The sequence below is a fragment of the Pseudomonas sp. SZ40 genome (genome assembly GCF_052958135.1).
The window spans coordinates 108,556-122,091 of record NZ_JBQWIF010000015.1 but is presented as its reverse complement, the minus strand read 5'-3'; the positions used below and the strand labels follow the sequence as shown (position 1 = coordinate 122,091).

28 protein-coding genes are annotated in these 13,536 nt (G+C 56.0%); all 28 read left to right on the top strand.

Features of this window, described 5'->3' with window-relative positions; translation table 11 throughout:
* A partial coding sequence (locus ACT9T4_RS14190; protein ID WP_081811714.1) for an EF-Tu C-terminal domain-related protein occupies positions 1 to 81 on the top strand: 81 nt, incomplete at its 5' end.
* Positions 82 to 262: 181 nt separating this feature from the next.
* Complete coding sequence (rpsJ, locus tag ACT9T4_RS14185) at positions 263 to 574, top strand: 30S ribosomal protein S10 (RefSeq protein ID WP_010486970.1); 312 nt, start codon at positions 263 to 265, stop codon at positions 572 to 574.
* 82 nt (positions 575 to 656) lie between these two features.
* The gene (gene rplC / locus ACT9T4_RS14180) at positions 657 to 1,292 is read left to right on the top strand and encodes a 50S ribosomal protein L3 (protein ID WP_013789757.1); all 636 of its coding nucleotides are present in this window, start codon (positions 657 to 659) and stop codon (positions 1,290 to 1,292) included.
* Between the two features lie 12 nt (positions 1,293 to 1,304).
* A complete protein-coding gene (gene rplD, locus ACT9T4_RS14175) occupies positions 1,305 to 1,907 on the top strand; it encodes a 50S ribosomal protein L4 (RefSeq protein ID WP_042552942.1) in 603 nt (200 codons plus the stop codon).
* Positions 1,904 to 2,206, top strand: a complete 303-nt coding sequence (gene rplW, locus ACT9T4_RS14170) for a 50S ribosomal protein L23 (protein ID WP_013789759.1) — start codon at positions 1,904 to 1,906, stop codon at positions 2,204 to 2,206. Before rplD ends, rplW begins: the two co-directional genes overlap by 4 nt.
* 14 nt (positions 2,207 to 2,220) lie before the next feature.
* Positions 2,221 to 3,045, top strand: coding sequence for a 50S ribosomal protein L2 (gene rplB, locus ACT9T4_RS14165; protein WP_042552941.1), 825 nt, complete (start codon positions 2,221 to 2,223; stop codon positions 3,043 to 3,045).
* A gap of 16 nt (positions 3,046 to 3,061) precedes the next feature.
* Positions 3,062 to 3,337: a 30S ribosomal protein S19 gene (gene rpsS, locus ACT9T4_RS14160; protein WP_013789761.1), complete on the top strand. Its 276-nt coding sequence runs from the start codon at positions 3,062 to 3,064 to the stop codon at positions 3,335 to 3,337.
* An 11-nt stretch (positions 3,338 to 3,348) separates the two neighbouring features.
* Positions 3,349 to 3,681 carry a 50S ribosomal protein L22 gene (rplV, locus tag ACT9T4_RS14155; protein WP_003210077.1) on the top strand — a complete coding sequence of 111 codons (333 nt, stop codon included), beginning with the start codon at positions 3,349 to 3,351 and terminating at the stop codon, positions 3,679 to 3,681.
* 13 nt (positions 3,682 to 3,694) lie between these two features.
* Entirely contained in the window at positions 3,695 to 4,381 is a 687-nt protein-coding gene (rpsC, locus tag ACT9T4_RS14150; RefSeq protein WP_042552940.1) for a 30S ribosomal protein S3, read from the top strand.
* A 12-nt stretch (positions 4,382 to 4,393) separates the two neighbouring features.
* The gene (rplP, locus tag ACT9T4_RS14145; RefSeq protein ID WP_042552939.1) at positions 4,394 to 4,807 is read left to right on the top strand and encodes a 50S ribosomal protein L16; all 414 of its coding nucleotides are present in this window, start codon (positions 4,394 to 4,396) and stop codon (positions 4,805 to 4,807) included.
* Positions 4,807 to 4,998, top strand: a complete 192-nt coding sequence (rpmC, locus tag ACT9T4_RS14140; RefSeq protein ID WP_002555481.1) for a 50S ribosomal protein L29 — start codon at positions 4,807 to 4,809, stop codon at positions 4,996 to 4,998. Before rplP ends, rpmC begins: the two co-directional genes overlap by 1 nt.
* A 2-nt stretch (positions 4,999 to 5,000) precedes the next feature.
* On the top strand, positions 5,001 to 5,267 hold the full coding sequence (gene rpsQ / locus ACT9T4_RS14135; protein ID WP_023534981.1) for a 30S ribosomal protein S17: 267 nt from the start codon (positions 5,001 to 5,003) through the stop codon (positions 5,265 to 5,267).
* A gap of 23 nt (positions 5,268 to 5,290) precedes the next feature.
* On the top strand, positions 5,291 to 5,659 hold the full coding sequence (rplN, locus tag ACT9T4_RS14130; RefSeq protein WP_002555479.1) for a 50S ribosomal protein L14: 369 nt from the start codon (positions 5,291 to 5,293) through the stop codon (positions 5,657 to 5,659).
* An 11-nt stretch (positions 5,660 to 5,670) separates the two neighbouring features.
* Positions 5,671 to 5,985, top strand: a complete 315-nt coding sequence (gene rplX / locus ACT9T4_RS14125; RefSeq protein WP_042552938.1) for a 50S ribosomal protein L24 — start codon at positions 5,671 to 5,673, stop codon at positions 5,983 to 5,985.
* Between the two features lie 19 nt (positions 5,986 to 6,004).
* Positions 6,005 to 6,544 carry a 50S ribosomal protein L5 gene (gene rplE / locus ACT9T4_RS14120; RefSeq protein WP_042552937.1) on the top strand — a complete coding sequence of 180 codons (540 nt, stop codon included), beginning with the start codon at positions 6,005 to 6,007 and terminating at the stop codon, positions 6,542 to 6,544.
* Between the two features lie 13 nt (positions 6,545 to 6,557).
* A complete protein-coding gene (gene rpsN / locus ACT9T4_RS14115) occupies positions 6,558 to 6,863 on the top strand; it encodes a 30S ribosomal protein S14 (protein ID WP_042552936.1) in 306 nt (101 codons plus the stop codon).
* Positions 6,864 to 7,047: 184 nt separating this feature from the next.
* A complete protein-coding gene (gene rpsH / locus ACT9T4_RS14110; RefSeq protein WP_013789766.1) occupies positions 7,048 to 7,440 on the top strand; it encodes a 30S ribosomal protein S8 in 393 nt (130 codons plus the stop codon).
* Between the two features lie 12 nt (positions 7,441 to 7,452).
* On the top strand, positions 7,453 to 7,986 hold the full coding sequence (gene rplF, locus ACT9T4_RS14105) for a 50S ribosomal protein L6 (protein ID WP_042552935.1): 534 nt from the start codon (positions 7,453 to 7,455) through the stop codon (positions 7,984 to 7,986).
* An 11-nt stretch (positions 7,987 to 7,997) separates the two neighbouring features.
* Positions 7,998 to 8,348 (top strand): 50S ribosomal protein L18, encoded by a 351-nt coding sequence (gene rplR / locus ACT9T4_RS14100; protein WP_042552934.1) that lies wholly within the window; start codon positions 7,998 to 8,000, stop codon positions 8,346 to 8,348.
* A 3-nt stretch (positions 8,349 to 8,351) separates the two neighbouring features.
* Entirely contained in the window at positions 8,352 to 8,852 is a 501-nt protein-coding gene (gene rpsE / locus ACT9T4_RS14095) for a 30S ribosomal protein S5 (RefSeq protein ID WP_013789768.1), read from the top strand.
* A 2-nt stretch (positions 8,853 to 8,854) separates the two neighbouring features.
* The gene (rpmD, locus tag ACT9T4_RS14090; protein WP_013789769.1) at positions 8,855 to 9,034 is read left to right on the top strand and encodes a 50S ribosomal protein L30; all 180 of its coding nucleotides are present in this window, start codon (positions 8,855 to 8,857) and stop codon (positions 9,032 to 9,034) included.
* Positions 9,035 to 9,037: 3 nt separating this feature from the next.
* A complete protein-coding gene (gene rplO / locus ACT9T4_RS14085) occupies positions 9,038 to 9,472 on the top strand; it encodes a 50S ribosomal protein L15 (protein ID WP_013789770.1) in 435 nt (144 codons plus the stop codon).
* Entirely contained in the window at positions 9,473 to 10,801 is a 1,329-nt protein-coding gene (secY, locus tag ACT9T4_RS14080) for a preprotein translocase subunit SecY (protein WP_042552933.1), read from the top strand.
* Between the two features lie 28 nt (positions 10,802 to 10,829).
* Positions 10,830 to 10,946: a 50S ribosomal protein L36 gene (gene rpmJ / locus ACT9T4_RS14075; RefSeq protein ID WP_002555468.1), complete on the top strand. Its 117-nt coding sequence runs from the start codon at positions 10,830 to 10,832 to the stop codon at positions 10,944 to 10,946.
* 131 nt (positions 10,947 to 11,077) lie between these two features.
* The gene (gene rpsM / locus ACT9T4_RS14070; RefSeq protein WP_010487012.1) at positions 11,078 to 11,434 is read left to right on the top strand and encodes a 30S ribosomal protein S13; all 357 of its coding nucleotides are present in this window, start codon (positions 11,078 to 11,080) and stop codon (positions 11,432 to 11,434) included.
* 30 nt (positions 11,435 to 11,464) lie between these two features.
* Positions 11,465 to 11,854 carry a 30S ribosomal protein S11 gene (gene rpsK, locus ACT9T4_RS14065; RefSeq protein WP_013789773.1) on the top strand — a complete coding sequence of 130 codons (390 nt, stop codon included), beginning with the start codon at positions 11,465 to 11,467 and terminating at the stop codon, positions 11,852 to 11,854.
* 17 nt (positions 11,855 to 11,871) lie between these two features.
* Positions 11,872 to 12,492, top strand: coding sequence for a 30S ribosomal protein S4 (gene rpsD / locus ACT9T4_RS14060; RefSeq protein WP_042552932.1), 621 nt, complete (start codon positions 11,872 to 11,874; stop codon positions 12,490 to 12,492).
* 22 nt (positions 12,493 to 12,514) lie between these two features.
* The gene (locus ACT9T4_RS14055) at positions 12,515 to 13,516 is read left to right on the top strand and encodes a DNA-directed RNA polymerase subunit alpha (protein ID WP_042552931.1); all 1,002 of its coding nucleotides are present in this window, start codon (positions 12,515 to 12,517) and stop codon (positions 13,514 to 13,516) included.
* The last annotated feature ends 20 nt before the right edge of the window (positions 13,517 to 13,536 follow it).

Sequence of the window (13,536 nt, the reverse complement as noted above, 5' to 3'; positions counted from 1 at the left end):
ATGGAAGACGGCCTGCGCTTCGCAATTCGCGAAGGTGGTCGTACCGTTGGTGCTGGCGTGGTTGCCAAGATCGTCGAGTAATCGTCTGATCTGATTCAAAAAGAGCCCCCGCAATGCGGGGGCTTTTTTATGGGCGCTATCTTCATTGGTTATTTTCTAACCGGGTTGACACCCTCTAGGGTCGTCTATAGAATCACGCCTCCTTTTAACGGGCGTATTGCGCCCGTTGACAGGGACTCGCAGCTTGGAATCTGAGGTCAAAATGCAAAACCAACAAATCCGTATACGGTTGAAGGCTTTTGACCATCGCCTGATCGATCAATCAACCCAGGAAATCGTGGAAACCGCGAAACGTACTGGTGCTCAGGTGCGTGGTCCGATTCCTCTGCCAACTCGCAAAGAGCGGTTCACCGTTCTGACTTCGCCACACGTCAACAAAGACGCGCGCGATCAGTTCGAAATCCGTACTCATAAGCGCGTACTGGACATCGTCCAGCCAACGGATAAAACCGTTGATGCTCTTATGAAGCTCGATCTTGCGGCTGGCGTGGAAGTGCAGATCAGCCTCGGCTAAAACCTGGCGGTTTTAGTCGTGTAACGCTCTGAAATGGGCGGCCATAGCGGGTGAAAGCCCCGTACACTCATGAGGTTACAACATGACTATTGGTGTAGTCGGTCGTAAATGCGGCATGACCCGTATTTTCACCGAAGAAGGTGTCTCCATTCCGGTTACGGTCATCGAGATCGAACCGAATCGCGTCACCCAGTTTAAAACTGAAGAGTCCGATGGCTATCGCGCAGTGCAAGTCACTGTGGGTGAGCGTCGCGTTTCTCGTGTCAGCAAGGCTCAAGCCGGTCACTTCGCCAAGGCGAACGTCGCGGCAGGTCGTACCGTTCTGGAATTCCGTCTTGAAGAAGGCGACTACCAGGCTGGCGATCTGATCAACGCTGAAATCTTCCAAGCTGGTCAACTGGTCGACGTGACCGGTCAGTCCAAAGGTAAAGGCTTTGCCGGTACCATCAAGCGTTGGAACTTCCGCGGCCAAGACAATACCCACGGTAACTCCGTGTCCCACCGCGTTCCGGGTTCGATTGGCCAGTGCCAGACTCCGGGTCGTGTCTTCAAGGGCAAGAAAATGTCCGGTCACATGGGTGCTGAGCGCGTGACTGTGCAGTCCCTGGAAGTAGTGCGCGTGGATGCTGAACGCAACCTGCTGCTGGTCAAGGGTGCCGTTCCTGGCGCTACTGGCGGCAACCTGGTTGTACGTCCGGCTGCCAAGGCTCGCGGTTAAGGGGAAGCTGACATGCAATTAAATGTAAATGGCGCTCAAGCGATCGAAGTCTCTGATGCGACTTTCGGTGGCGACTACAACGAGACCCTGGTTCACCAAGCAGTCGTAGCCTACATGGCTGGCGGCCGTCAGGGCAGCAAACAGCAGAAGACTCGTTCCGACGTTTCCGGTGGCGGCAAGCGCCCGTGGCGTCAGAAGGGTACTGGCCGTGCGCGTGCTGGTACCACTCGTGGCCCGATCTGGCGTGGCGGTGGTGTGACCTTCGCAGCTCGTCCGCAGAACCATGATCAGAAGCTGAACAAGAAGATGTATCGCGCAGCGATCCGTTCGATTCTTGCTGAGCTGGTCCGTAGCGACCGTCTGGTAGTGGTCGAAGACTTCGCTGTCGAAGCTCCGAAAACCAAAGAACTGCTGGGCAAGCTGAACGACATGGGTCTGACTGACGTTCTGATCGTGTCCGATGCCGTTGATCAAAATCTGTACCTGGCTGCTCGCAACCTGCCACACGTCGACGTTCGTGACGTGCAGGGTTCCGATCCGGTCAGTCTGATCGCGTATGAAAAGGTGCTGGTCACCGTTTCTGCCGTGAAGAAATTCGAGGAGCTGCTGGGATGAACCAGGAACGCGTATTCAAAGTGCTGCTTGGCCCGCACATCTCCGAGAAGGCCACGACTCTGGCAGACAAGAAAAGCCAGTTCGTTTTCAAGGTTGCAACTGACGCAACCAAGCTGGAAATCAAGAAGGCCGTCGAAAGCCTGTTCAGCGTGAAGGTTCAGCATGTCACTACTCAGAACGTTCTGGGTAAGAGCAAGCGCACCGCTCGCGGTCTGGGCAAGCGTAACGACTGGAAGAAGGCGATCATCTCCCTTCAGCCAGGCCAGGATCTCGATTTCGCCACCAGCAGTGCTGAGTAAGGAAGGGGTGCATCATGGCAATCGTTAAATGCAAACCGACTTCCCCGGGCCGCCGTTTTGTGGTCAAGGTGGTCAATCAGGAGCTGCACAAAGGCGCTCCTCATGCTCCACTGCTCGAGAAGAAGTCGAAGACTGGCGGTCGTAACAACAACGGCCGTATCACTACCCGTCATATCGGTGGTGGTCACAAGCAGCACTATCGTCTGGTCGATTTCCGTCGCAACGACAAAGATGGCATTCCAGCCACTGTCGAGCGCGTTGAATATGACCCGAACCGTACCGCGCACATCGCTCTGCTGAAATATGCAGATGGTGAGCGTCGTTACATCATCGCACCGAAAGGTGTGAGCGCCGGCGATCAGCTGGTTGCTGGTTCGATGGCGCCGATCAAGGCTGGTAACAGCCTGCCGCTGCGTAACATTCCGGTTGGTTCGACCGTTCACGGTATCGAGCTGAAGCCGGGCAAAGGTGCTCAAATCGCTCGTTCCGCTGGTGCTTCGGCTCAGCTGATCGCTCGTGAAGGCGTCTACGTCACCCTGCGTCTGCGCAGCGGTGAAATGCGTAAAGTGCTGGCCGAATGCCGCGCGACCCTGGGTGAAGTCTCGAACTCCGAGCACAGCCTGCGTTCGCTGGGTAAAGCTGGTGCCAAACGCTGGCGTGGCGTTCGCCCGACCGTTCGTGGTGTTGCCATGAACCCGGTCGACCACCCACACGGTGGTGGTGAAGGTCGTACCTCTGGTGGTCGTCATCCGGTGTCTCCATGGGGCTTCCCGACTAAGGGCGCGAAGACTCGTGGTAACAAACGCACCGACAACATGATCGTCCGTCGTCGCAAGTAACTAGAGGGATACGACAGTGCCACGTTCTCTGAAAAAAGGTCCTTTTATCGATCTTCACCTACTGAAGAAGGTCGAAGTGGCAGCAGAAAAGAACGATCGCAAGCCGGTGAAAACCTGGTCGCGCCGTTCGATGATTCTGCCGCAGATGGTCGGTCTGACCATCGCCGTGCATAACGGTCGTCAACACGTCCCAGTTCTCGTGAACGAAGACATGGTCGGCCACAAACTGGGCGAATTTGCCGGCACCCGTACCTATCGTGGGCACGTGGCTGACAAGAAAGCCAAGCGTTAAGGGGTAAGGAAATGGAAGTAGCCGCTAAGTTGTCGGGCGCTCGCATCTCCGCCCAGAAAGCCCGCTTGGTCGCCGACCAGATTCGCGGGAAGAAGGTGGGCGAAGCGCTCAACCTGCTGGCTTTCAGCAGTAAGAAAGCCGCTGAAATCATCAAGAAAGTGCTGGAGTCGGCTGTAGCCAACGCCGAGCACAACGAAGGCGCAGACGTTGATGACCTGAAGGTCAGCACCGTTTTCGTCAACGAGGGGCGTTCGCTTAAGCGCATCATGCCGCGTGCCAAAGGCCGCGCTGATCGCATCGTCAAGCGGTCTTGCCATATCACTGTCAAGGTTGCGGACAAGTAACGGAGTCGATCAGATGGGTCAGAAAGTACATCCCACTGGCATACGCCTGGGAATCGTCAAGGAACACACCTCCGTCTGGTATGCAGACGGCCGGACTTATGCGGACTACCTGTTCGCTGATCTGAAGGTGCGTGCATATCTCCTCGACAAACTAAAAAGCGCGTCCGTAAGCCGTGTCGACATCGCTCGCCCGGCCCAAACCGCACGCATCACCATCCACACCGCTCGTCCAGGTATCGTTATCGGGAAGAAAGGTGAGGATGTTGAAAAGCTGCGTCAGGACCTGACCAAGCAAATGGGTGTGCCTGTGCACATCAATATCGAAGAGATCCGTAAACCGGAGCTCGACGGTATGCTGGTTGCGCAGAGCGTAGCTCAGCAGCTGGAGCGTCGTGTGATGTTCCGTCGCGCCATGAAGCGCGCTGTACAGAACGCCATGCGTATTGGTGCCAAGGGCATCAAAATCCAGGTGAGCGGTCGTCTTGGTGGTGCGGAAATCGCACGTACCGAATGGTATCGCGAAGGTCGTGTGCCGTTGCACACCCTGCGTGCCGATATCGACTATGCCACGTACGAAGCGCACACCACTTATGGTGTGATCGGTGTCAAGGTTTGGATCTTCAAAGGTGAGGTCATCGGTGGCCTCAAGGAAGAACTGAAACCGCAAGCACCTGCGCCTCGTAAAAAAGCTGCTAAGTAAGGGGTACGCCACATGTTGCAACCAAAGCGTACGAAGTTCCGCAAGCAGATGACCGGCCACAACCGTGGCTTGGCTCAACGCGGTAGCAAAGTCAGCTTCGGCGAGTTCGCGCTGAAGTCTGTTGCCCGCGGTCGTCTCACCGCCCGTCAGATCGAGTCCGCTCGTCGTGCTCTGACTCGTCACGTCAAGCGTGGCGGGAAGATCTGGATTCGCGTGTTCCCTGACAAGCCTGTTACCAAGAAGCCTCTCGAAGTGCGGATGGGTAAAGGGAAGGGTAGCGTCGAGTATTGGGTAGCCCAGATCCAGCCAGGCAAAGTCCTGTATGAGATCGAAGGCGTTTCCGAAGAGTTGGCGCGTGAGGCTTTCGCCCTGGCTGCTGCAAAGCTGCCGCTCGCCACCACTTTTGTTAAGCGGACGGTGATGTGATGAAAGCGAATGAACTTCGTGAAAAATCAGCACAGCAGCTGAACGAGCAACTGCTCGGCCTGCTGCGCGACCAGTTCAATCTGCGTATGCAGAAAGCAACTGGCCAGTTGGGGCAGTCTCACCTGCTCTCGCAAGTTAAACGCGACATCGCTCGTGTGAAAACTGTGCTCAACCAGCAGGCAGGTAAGTGATCATGGCTGAAGCCGAAAAAACAGTCCGTACGCTGACCGGCCGTGTTGTCAGCGACAAGATGGACAAGACCATCACCGTTCTGATCGAGCGTCGCGTTAAGCACCCGATCTACGGTAAATATGTCAAGCGTTCGACCAAGCTGCACGCTCACGACGAAACCAATCAGTGCAAGATCGGCGACAAAGTTTCGATTACCGAAACGCGTCCGCTGGCCAAGACCAAGTCTTGGGCACTGGTTGAAGTTCTCGAACGCGCAGTGGAAGTCTAAGGGCTAGGGGTCGGAGAAATTATATGATTCAGACTCAATCCATGCTCGATGTGGCCGACAACAGTGGTGCACGCCGCGTCATGTGCATCAAGGTGCTGGGTGGCTCGCATCGCCGCTACGCTGGCATCGGCGACATCATCAAGGTCACCGTCAAAGAAGCAATTCCGCGCGGTAAAGTGAAGAAAGGTCAGGTCATGACCGCAGTGGTCGTTCGTACCCGTCACGGCGTTCGCCGTGCCGATGGTTCGATCATCCGCTTCGACGGCAACGCTGCTGTTCTGCTGAACAACAAGCAAGAGCCGATCGGTACCCGTATCTTCGGGCCAGTGACCCGTGAACTTCGTACTGAGAAGTTCATGAAGATCGTCTCGCTCGCCCCTGAAGTGCTTTAAGGAGATCCGACATGCAAAAGATTCGTCGTGACGACGAGATCATCGTGATCGCCGGCAAAGACAAAGGTAAGCGCGGTAAGGTGCTCAAGGTTCTCGCTGACGACCGTCTGGTCGTCGGTGGCATCAACCTGGTGAAGCGTCATACCAAGCCGAACCCGATGTCGGGCGTTCAAGGCGGTATCGTCGAGAAAGAAGCGCCACTGCACGCTTCCAACGTTGCCATTTTCAATGGCGAAACCAACAAGGCTGATCGCGTTGGTTTCAAAGTTGAAGACGGCAAGAAAATTCGTGTCTTCAAGTCCACCCAGAAGCCGGTTGGCGCTTGAGAATCATAGGTAAAACACCATGGCACGACTGAAAGAGATTTACCGGAAGGAAATCGCCCCCAAGCTGAAGGATGAACTGAAGCTCGGTAACGTGATGGAAGTTCCGCGCATCACCAAGATCACCCTGAACATGGGCCTGGGCGAAGCGATCGGTGACAAGAAAATCATCGAACACGCAGTTGCCGACCTCGAGAAGATCACCGGTCAGAAAGTCGTCGTGACTTATGCCCGCAAGTCGATCGCTGGTTTCAAGGTTCGTGAAGGCTGGCCGATCGGCGTCAAGGTCACTCTGCGTCGCGAGCGTATGTACGAGTTCCTGGATCGTCTGCTGTCCATCTCGCTGCCGCGCGTGCGTGACTTCCGCGGCCTGAATGCCAAGTCCTTCGATGGCCGTGGCAACTACAGCATGGGCGTGAAAGAGCAGATCATCTTCCCGGAAATCGATTACGACAAGATCGATGCGCTGCGTGGTCTGGACATCACTCTGACCACTACTGCCCGTACGGATGACGAAGGCCGCGCACTGCTGCGTGCTTTCAAATTCCCGTTCCGCAACTGATTGGAGTAGGAACATGGCCAAGACGAGCATGAAAAACCGCGAGCTGAAGCGTCAGCGCACGGTTGCCAAGTACGCCAAAAAGCGTGCTGAGCTGAAAGCTACCATCGTCAATCCGGAAACCTCTCCGGAAGCGCGTTGGGAAGCCCAGGTCGCACTGCAGAAGCAACCCCGTGATGCCAGCGCCTCGCGCCTGCGCAACCGCTGCCGTATCACTGGCCGCCCGCACGGTGTCTTCCGCAAGTTCGGTCTGTCGCGCATCAAGCTGCGTGAAGCAGCCATGCGTGGCGACGTACCAGGTCTGGTCAAGGCCAGCTGGTAAACCGCTGCGGCGAACGCCGGAGTTAGCTCCGGCGGACAAGCAATATGCATCAAGCCCCTTTTGGGGCTTGATTCATTTTTGATCAGTCTCTAGAATGCCCGGCTCGCCCGAGTCCGGATTTCCGTGAGTTCTGGTGATTCTTAGCCGAGAGGCTAATTCTTTTTGTATCAGGAGCGTCTAGCCCATGAGTATGCAGGACCCGTTAGCGGACATGCTAACTCGTATCCGTAATGCCCAGATGGCTGAAAAGTCCGTCGTAAGCATGCCTTCTTCTACCCTGAAGGTGGCTGTAGCCAAAGTTCTGAAAGACGAAGGTTATATTGCGGGTTATCAGATCAGCGGCGAAGCAAAGCCGCAGCTGTCCATCGAGCTGAAGTACTTCGAAGGCCGTCCGGTTATCGAAGAAGTCAAGCGCGTCAGCCGTCCCGGCCTTCGCCAGTACAAATCCGTCGATGATCTGCCGAAAGTTCGCGGCGGTCTCGGTGTTTCCATCGTCTCCACCAACAAAGGTGTGATGACGGACCGCGCTGCGCGCGCTGCCGGTGTCGGCGGCGAAGTGCTTTGCACTGTGTTCTAAGGGGGGATAAGCATGTCTCGCGTTGCTAAGAACCCCGTCAAGCTGCCTGCTGGTGTAGAGATCAAACTCGCCGGTCAGCAGCTTTCGGTGAAGGGTGCCAAGGGCACTCTGGAACTGAACGTTCACTCGTCCGTTGAAGTTCTGCAGGAATCCGGTGAGCTGCGTTTCGCTGCTCGCAACGGCGACCAGCAGACTCGTGCGATGGCTGGTACTACCCGTGCACTGGTTAACAACATGGTCATCGGCGTAAGCCAAGGCTTCGAGCGCAAGCTCCAGCTGGTCGGTGTTGGTTACAAGGCACAGGCCAAGGGCCAGGTCCTCAATCTGGCGTTGGGCTTCTCTCACCCTATCGACTATCAACTGCCGGAAGGCGTTGTGGCCGAAACCCCGAACCAGACCGAGATCCTTATCAAGGGTGTCGATAAGCAGCTGGTTGGTCAGGTTGCCGCGGAGATTCGTGACTTCCGCCGTCCTGAACCTTACAAGGGCAAAGGTGTTCGTTACGCTGACGAAGTCGTCCGCCGTAAAGAAGCCAAGAAGAAGTAAGGGGCTAGGAAATGACCGACAAAAAAGTTACTCGTCTGCGTCGCGCTCGCAAAGCACGCCTGAAAATGCACGAACTCGAAGCCGTGCGTCTCTGCGTGTATCGCTCTTCGCAGCACATCTATGCCCAGGTCATCTCGGCCGACGGCAGCAAGGTTCTGGCCAGCGCCTCTACCTTGGACAAAGCACTGCGTGACAGCGCCACTGGCAACGTCGACGCGGCCAAGAAAGTTGGTGAGCTGGTTGCCGAGCGCGCGAAAGCCGCTGGTGTGACTCAGGTTGCATTCGACCGTTCTGGCTTCAAGTACCACGGCCGCGTCAAGGCGCTGGCTGATGCTGCTCGTGAAGGCGGGCTGGAGTTCTAAGTTATGGCAAATAACGACCAAAAGCGCGACGAAGGCTATATCGAGAAGCTGGTTCAGGTGAACCGCGTTGCCAAGACCGTTAAAGGCGGCCGTATCTTCACCTTCACCGCGTTGACCGTGGTTGGTGATGGTAAGGGTCGTGTAGGTTTCGGCCGTGGCAAGTCCCGTGAAGTGCCGGCTGCTATCCAGAAGGCTATGGAAGCTGCTCGTCGCAACATGATCCAAGTTGATCTGAACGGCACCACTCTGCAGTACGCAATGAAGTCCGCCCATGGCGCTTCCAAGGTGTACATGCAGCCTGCTTCCGAAGGTACCGGCATCATCGCTGGTGGCGCCATGCGTGCCGTCCTGGAAGTCGCTGGTGTTCAGAACGTTCTGGCCAAGTGCTACGGCTCTACCAACCCTGTGAACGTGGTTCATGCCACTTTCAAAGGTCTGAAGGCTATGCAGTCTCCGGATTCGGTTGCAGCCAAGCGTGGCAAGAGTGTCGAGGAGATTCTCTAACCATGGCTAACACTGTCAAAGTGACTCTGATCAAGAGCACCAATGGCCGTCTGGCCAATCATAAAGCCTGCGTCAAGGGTCTCGGCCTGCGTCGCATCAATCATACCGTCGAAGTTCTGGATACTCCGGAAAACCGCGGCATGATCAACAAGGCTTATTACCTTCTCCGTGTGGAGGGTTGATCCATGTACCTGAACGATTTGAGTCCAGCGCCGGGTTCCCGCCGCGAGAAGCACCGTCCGGGCCGTGGTATCGGTAGTGGTTTGGGCAAGACCGGTGGCCGTGGCCACAAAGGTCAGACCTCCCGCTCCGGTGGCACCATTGCTCCGGGTTTCGAAGGCGGCCAGCAGCCTCTGCACCGTCGTCTTCCCAAGTTCGGTTTCGTGTCTCTGAAAGCTATGGATCGCGCAGAAGTGCGTACTTCCGAGCTGAACAAGATCGAAGGCGACGTAGTTACTCTGCAAGCGCTGAAGGATGCCAACCTGATTAATCAAAACGTACAGCGTGTGAAAGTCATGCTGTCCGGTGAGATTACTCGTGCGGTCACCCTTAAAGGTATCGCCGCCACCAAAGGTGCGCGCGCGGCTATCGAAGCAGCTGGCGGTAAGTTCGAGGAATAAATGGCTAAGCAAGGTGCTCTCTCTGCGCTGGCTGGTGGCGGGTTGTCCGAGCTCTGGGCTCGTCTGCGCTTTCTGTTCATGGCGATCATCGTCTATCGAATCGGTGCGCATATCCCAGTTCCAGGCATTAACCCGGATCGTCTAGCTGATCTGTTCCGACAGAATGAGGGGACCATTCTTAGCTTGTTCAACATGTTTTCCGGCGGCGCGCTGGAGCGGATGAGCATCTTTGCATTGGGGATCATGCCGTACATCTCGGCATCGATCATCATGCAGCTGATGACCGCCGTCAGCCCGCAGCTGGAGCAGTTGAAGAAGGAAGGTGAGGCTGGTCGTCGCAAGATCAGTCAATACACCCGCTACGGCACCTTGATCCTGGCGTTCGTCCAAGCTATCGGCATGTCCGTTGGCCTGGCGAGCCAGGGTGTAGCGTTTTCGGTCGATTTCGGCTTCCACTTCGTTGCAGTCACCACCTTCGTGGCCGGTGCGATGTTCATGATGTGGTTGGGCGAGCAAATCACCGAGCGCGGTGTTGGCAACGGTATTTCGATGCTGATTTTTGCGGGCATCGTAGCCGGTCTGCCGTCGGCGATCGGGCAGTCTTTCGAGTCTGCTCGTCAGGGCGATATCAATATCTTCGCCCTCATCGCCATCGGTTTGCTGGCAGTAGCGATTATCGGTTTCGTGGTGTTCATTGAGCGTGGCCAGCGTCGCATTGCGGTGCACTACGCCAAGCGTCAGCAGGGCCGCAAGGTCTTCGCTGCGCAGACCAGCCACTTGCCGTTGAAGGTGAACATGGCGGGCGTAATCCCGGCCATCTTCGCCAGCAGCCTTCTGTTGTTCCCGGCCTCGCTGGGTGCCTGGTTTGGTCAGTCCGAAGGTATGGGCTGGCTGCAGGATATTTCGCAGGCTATCGCTCCTGGTCAGCCGTTGAACATTTTGCTGTTTAGTGCAGGGATCGTTTTCTTCTGCTTCTTCTACACAGCGCTGATGTTCAACCCGAAAGACGTAGCGGAAAACCTGAAGAAGTCCGGTGCCTTTATTCCGGGTATCCGTCCCGGTGAGCAGTCCGCACGCTATATCGATGGCGTTCTGACTCGCTTGACCATGTTCGGTGCTCTGTACATGACGGCCGTATGCTTGTTGCCCCAGTTCCTGGTGGTGGCGGCCAACGTACCGTTCTACCTTGGCGGGACCTCGTTGCTGATCGTGGTAGTGGTTGTGATGGACTTCATGTCGCAAGTACAATCGCACCTCGTTTCGCACCAGTACGAATCCCTGATGAAGAAAGCCAACCTGAAGGGCTACGGCAGCGGCATGCTCCGCTGAAGTGTCCATAAGGTTCGAGGAGTTGGTGATGAAAGTTCGTGCATCGGTGAAAAAGCTGTGCCGTAACTGCAAAATTATTCGCCGTGAAGGTGTTGTGCGAGTGATTTGCAGCGCGGAACCGCGTCACAAACAGCGCCAAGGCTGAGTGTGATCGAAGCTATAAGCCCGGCAGCTAGTGCGCTGCCGGGTTGATTATTTGTTTCTACAGCGATAATATCTCGCGCCCCATTTCTTGGCTTCCGGGGCGTAGGTAGCTGTCAATTGGAGTTCCACTGAATGGCCCGTATTGCAGGCGTTAACATTCCGGATAACAAGCACACTGTTATCTCGCTGACCTACATCTTTGGTGTCGGTCGCACTACTGCACAGAAAATCTGTGCTGCTACCGGTGTAAACCCGGCAGCAAAGATCAAGGATCTCTCTGACGAGCAGATCGAGCAGCTGCGTGGTGAAGTCGCCAAGGTTAATACCGAGGGTGATCTGCGCCGTGAAGTGAACATGAAAATCAAGCGCTTGATGGATCTGGGCTGCTACCGCGGTCTGCGTCATCGTCGCGGCCTCCCGGTTCGCGGTCAGCGTACCAAGACCAACGCGCGTACCCGTAAGGGCCCGCGTAAGCCGATCCGCAAGTAATCGCGTTCGCGAATCGACAGGAATTTAGTCATGGCAAAACCTGCTGCTCGTACTCGTAAGAAAGTCAAGAAGACGGTGGTTGATGGCATCGCCCACATCCACGCTTCTTTCAACAACACCATCGTGACCATTACCGACCGTCAAGGTAACGCCCTGTCCTGGGCTACCTCCGGTGGTTCGGGTTTCCGCGGTTCTCGCAAGTCCACCCCGTTCGCTGCCCAGGTGGCTGCTGAGCGTGCTGGTCAAGCTGCGCTGGAATACGGCCTGAAGAACCTCGACGTAAACGTCAAGGGCCCAGGTCCGGGTCGTGAGTCCGCAGTCCGTGCTCTTAACGGTTGCGGTTACAAGATCGCCAGCATCACCGATGTGACGCCCATCCCGCATAACGGGTGCCGTCCTTCGAAGAAGCGTCGCGTGTAATCAGGAGACAGTGAGAAATGGCTCGTTACATTGGTCCCAAATGCAAACTGTCTCGTCGTGAAGGCACAGATCTTTTCCTGAAAAGCGGCGTTCGCGCTCTGGAATCGAAGTGCAACATCGAAGCAGCCCCAGGTATCCACGGCCAGCGCCGTGGCCGTCAGTCCGACTACGGCACCCAGCTGCGCGAGAAGCAAAAAGTTCGTCGTATCTATGGCGTCCTCGAGCGTCAATTCAGCGGTTATTACAAAGAAGCTGCCGGCAAGAAAGGCGCTACTGGTGAGAACCTGCTGCAACTGCTCGAATGCCGTCTGGATAACGTTGTTTACCGTATGGGCTACGGTGCTACCCGCGCCGAATCCCGTCAGCTGGTTTCGCACAAAGCGATCAGCGTCAACGGTAAGACTGTAAACGTACCGTCGTTCCAGGTTAAAGCTGGCGACGTGGTTGCAGTTCGTGAGAAATCGAAGAATCAGCTGCGCATCGTTCAAGCTCTCGAGCTGTGTGCCCAGCGTGGCCGCGTTGAATGGGTAGATGTAGATACCGAGAAGAAGTCTGGCGTTTTCAAAAGCGTCCCGGCTCGCGGTGATCTCTCCGCTGACATCAACGAAAGCCTGATTGTCGAGCTCTACTCCAAGTAAGGGCTAGAAAATAGGTGCATCCATGCAGATTTCGGTAAATGAGTTCCTGACCCCCCGCCACATCGATGTGCAGGTGGTCAGTCCGACCCGCGCCAAGATCACTCTCGAGCCTCTCGAGCGTGGTTTCGGCCATACCCTGGGCAACGCGCTGCGTCGCATCCTGTTGTCCTCCATGCCTGGCTGTGCAGTAGTCGAGGCCGAGATTGACGGTGTACTCCATGAGTACAGCGCCATCGAAGGTGTTCAGGAAGACGTAATTGAAATCCTGCTCAACCTTAAAGGTCTGGCAATCAAGCTGCACGGTCGAGACGAAGTTACACTGACTCTGGCGAAGAAGGGCTCTGGCGTCGTAACCGCTGCCGATATTCAGCTGGATCATGATGTTGAAATCGTCAACGGCGACCACGTTATCGCCAACCTGGCCTCCAATGGCGCGCTGAACATGAAGCTCGTAGTAGCTCGTGGTCGCGGCTATGAGCCAGCTGATTCGCGCCAGAGTGATGAAGATGAGAGCCGCAGCATTGGTCGCTTGCAGCTCGACTCTTCCTTCAGCCCGGTGCGTCGCGTGTCCTACGTGGTGGAAAACGCTCGTGTTGAGCAGCGTACCAACCTGGACAAACTGGTTATCGACCTCGAAACCAACGGTACCCTGGATCCTGAAGAGGCCATCCGTCGTGCTGCAACCATCCTGCAACAGCAGTTGGCTGCATTCGTCGACCTCAAAGGTGACAGCGAACCTGTTGTAATCGAACAGGAAGACGAGATCGACCCGATCCTGCTTCGTCCGGTTGATGACCTGGAACTGACCGTTCGTTCGGCCAACTGCCTCAAGGCAGAAAACATCTACTACATCGGTGACCTGATCCAGCGCACCGAAGTAGAGCTGTTGAAAACGCCGAACCTGGGCAAGAAATCCCTGACTGAAATCAAGGACGTTCTGGCTTCCCGTGGTCTGTCCCTCGGTATGCGCCTCGACAACTGGCCGCCGGCAAGTCTGAAGAAAGACGATAAGGCGACTGCCTGATCGTCATCATCACCGAACGT

What these genes read in the sequence shown, in the direction of transcription:
- rplV (WP_003210077.1), top strand. Translation starts at nt 3,349, where the DNA reads ATGGAAGTAGCCGCTAAGTTGTCGGGCGCTCGCATCTCCGCCCAGAAA.
- rplC (WP_013789757.1), top strand. Translation starts at nt 657, where the DNA reads ATGACTATTGGTGTAGTCGGTCGTAAATGCGGCATGACCCGTATTTTC.
- rpsK (WP_013789773.1), top strand. Translation starts at nt 11,465, where the DNA reads ATGGCAAAACCTGCTGCTCGTACTCGTAAGAAAGTCAAGAAGACGGTG.
- rpsH (WP_013789766.1), top strand. Translation starts at nt 7,048, where the DNA reads ATGAGTATGCAGGACCCGTTAGCGGACATGCTAACTCGTATCCGTAAT.
- rpmC (WP_002555481.1), top strand. Translation starts at nt 4,807, where the DNA reads ATGAAAGCGAATGAACTTCGTGAAAAATCAGCACAGCAGCTGAACGAG.
- rpsN (WP_042552936.1), top strand. Translation starts at nt 6,558, where the DNA reads ATGGCCAAGACGAGCATGAAAAACCGCGAGCTGAAGCGTCAGCGCACG.
- rplF (WP_042552935.1), top strand. Translation starts at nt 7,453, where the DNA reads ATGTCTCGCGTTGCTAAGAACCCCGTCAAGCTGCCTGCTGGTGTAGAG.
- rpsC (WP_042552940.1), top strand. Translation starts at nt 3,695, where the DNA reads ATGGGTCAGAAAGTACATCCCACTGGCATACGCCTGGGAATCGTCAAG.
- rplP (WP_042552939.1), top strand. Translation starts at nt 4,394, where the DNA reads ATGTTGCAACCAAAGCGTACGAAGTTCCGCAAGCAGATGACCGGCCAC.
- secY (WP_042552933.1), top strand. Translation starts at nt 9,473, where the DNA reads ATGGCTAAGCAAGGTGCTCTCTCTGCGCTGGCTGGTGGCGGGTTGTCC.
- rplN (WP_002555479.1), top strand. Translation starts at nt 5,291, where the DNA reads ATGATTCAGACTCAATCCATGCTCGATGTGGCCGACAACAGTGGTGCA.
- rplX (WP_042552938.1), top strand. Translation starts at nt 5,671, where the DNA reads ATGCAAAAGATTCGTCGTGACGACGAGATCATCGTGATCGCCGGCAAA.
- rpsE (WP_013789768.1), top strand. Translation starts at nt 8,352, where the DNA reads ATGGCAAATAACGACCAAAAGCGCGACGAAGGCTATATCGAGAAGCTG.
- rpsJ (WP_010486970.1), top strand. Translation starts at nt 263, where the DNA reads ATGCAAAACCAACAAATCCGTATACGGTTGAAGGCTTTTGACCATCGC.
- ACT9T4_RS14055 (WP_042552931.1), top strand. Translation starts at nt 12,515, where the DNA reads ATGCAGATTTCGGTAAATGAGTTCCTGACCCCCCGCCACATCGATGTG.
- rplE (WP_042552937.1), top strand. Translation starts at nt 6,005, where the DNA reads ATGGCACGACTGAAAGAGATTTACCGGAAGGAAATCGCCCCCAAGCTG.
- rpsD (WP_042552932.1), top strand. Translation starts at nt 11,872, where the DNA reads ATGGCTCGTTACATTGGTCCCAAATGCAAACTGTCTCGTCGTGAAGGC.
- rplW (WP_013789759.1), top strand. Translation starts at nt 1,904, where the DNA reads ATGAACCAGGAACGCGTATTCAAAGTGCTGCTTGGCCCGCACATCTCC.
- rpsM (WP_010487012.1), top strand. Translation starts at nt 11,078, where the DNA reads ATGGCCCGTATTGCAGGCGTTAACATTCCGGATAACAAGCACACTGTT.
- rplD (WP_042552942.1), top strand. Translation starts at nt 1,305, where the DNA reads ATGCAATTAAATGTAAATGGCGCTCAAGCGATCGAAGTCTCTGATGCG.
- rpmJ (WP_002555468.1), top strand. Translation starts at nt 10,830, where the DNA reads ATGAAAGTTCGTGCATCGGTGAAAAAGCTGTGCCGTAACTGCAAAATT.
- rplO (WP_013789770.1), top strand. Translation starts at nt 9,038, where the DNA reads ATGTACCTGAACGATTTGAGTCCAGCGCCGGGTTCCCGCCGCGAGAAG.
- rpsQ (WP_023534981.1), top strand. Translation starts at nt 5,001, where the DNA reads ATGGCTGAAGCCGAAAAAACAGTCCGTACGCTGACCGGCCGTGTTGTC.
- rpmD (WP_013789769.1), top strand. Translation starts at nt 8,855, where the DNA reads ATGGCTAACACTGTCAAAGTGACTCTGATCAAGAGCACCAATGGCCGT.
- rplR (WP_042552934.1), top strand. Translation starts at nt 7,998, where the DNA reads ATGACCGACAAAAAAGTTACTCGTCTGCGTCGCGCTCGCAAAGCACGC.
- rplB (WP_042552941.1), top strand. Translation starts at nt 2,221, where the DNA reads ATGGCAATCGTTAAATGCAAACCGACTTCCCCGGGCCGCCGTTTTGTG.